The sequence below is a fragment of the Acetatifactor aquisgranensis genome (genome assembly GCF_943193215.1).
In the GTDB taxonomy this organism is placed as follows: Bacteria; Bacillota; Clostridia; order Lachnospirales; family Lachnospiraceae; genus Acetatifactor; species Acetatifactor aquisgranensis.
Genome location: NZ_CALPDH010000111.1, coordinates 1 through 1,024 on the forward strand (window position 1 = coordinate 1; position 1,024 = coordinate 1,024).

The 1,024-nt window shown below is 61.1% G+C and carries 2 protein-coding genes; both read right to left on the minus strand.

Annotated features, from left to right (window positions below; translation table 11 throughout):
- A partial coding sequence (locus NFS35_RS28905) for an IS91 family transposase (RefSeq protein ID WP_251210394.1) occupies positions 1-604 on the minus strand: 604 nt, incomplete at its 3' end.
- Positions 597-1,024: tyrosine-type recombinase/integrase (locus tag NFS35_RS28910; protein ID WP_251210395.1), on the minus strand; the 428-nt coding region annotated here is incomplete at its 5' end. The genes NFS35_RS28910 and NFS35_RS28905, both read right to left, overlap by 8 nt.

The following is a 1,024-nucleotide window of genomic DNA, read 5'->3' on the forward strand; positions in this document are numbered from 1 at the left end:
TGAACTTGTCCCGCAGGACAAAGACGGGCAGGAAGAACTTCCCTTTGCTCCTGCGGATCCTGCCGTCCGGGGTAAGGCCGCCGCCGGAGAGGATGCAGTGCATGTGGACATGGTAGAGCATCTCCTGGTTCCAGGTATGGAGCACCTGGATGATGCCGGGCCGGGCGCCCAGGTATCTCTTGTCGGCGCAGAGCTCGAGGAGCGTCTCCGCGCAGCATTTGTGGAAGAGCCCGTAAAGGTCCTTCTGGTTGGCGAAGATGAGGGGGTTCAGCTCATGGGGGAGGGTAAAGACCACATGGAAGTAAGGCGCGTCAATGACCTCGGCCCTACGCCGGTCCACCCAGAGCTCCTTCTGGACGGCCTGGCAGTTGGGGCAGCTGCGGTTGCGGCAGGAATTATTATGGACCTCCATGTGGCCGCAGTTTGGGCAGAGGCTCCTGTTGCAGCCCAGCTTCCCGGACTTGCAGCGCATGATGGCATGTGCAGCCTTACGCTGGACGTCGGACTGCGGGGCACCGGAAGAAGAGAATTCCGGGTAGGCGGAAAGGAAGGCCTGCTGTATCTTGAGGGAGCCGAAAAGCCCCTGCACTTTTTTGTCATGCATGGGCGCTGCCCCCGATCTGGTCAAAGGGGTTCACCGTGGTACAGGAGGAAGCAGCCGCCAGGTGCACATAGATGGCGGTAGAATTGATGGAACGGTGCCCCAGGAAAGCCTTGAGGGACAGCAGGTCCATGCCGTTCTCGTAACTGTGCGTGGCAAAAGCGTGCCGGAAGGAATGGGCAGTGAGCCTCCCATCAATGCCCAGCAGGTCCCGCTGCTTCAGGATACGGTCCTGGACCCACTGCTTGTCCATAGGGGCATCAAGGGAGCGCTGCTGCGTGAACAGCCAGAGCCGGGGACGCATGCCCGGCGGGAAGGAACGCCAGTAGGAAAGGATCAGGGGCTCCAGGGAAGCGGGGAGGGGGACGAAGCGGTCCTGGCGGTTCTTGGAGTCGTTTACATGCACCTTCCCTGCCTTCAGGT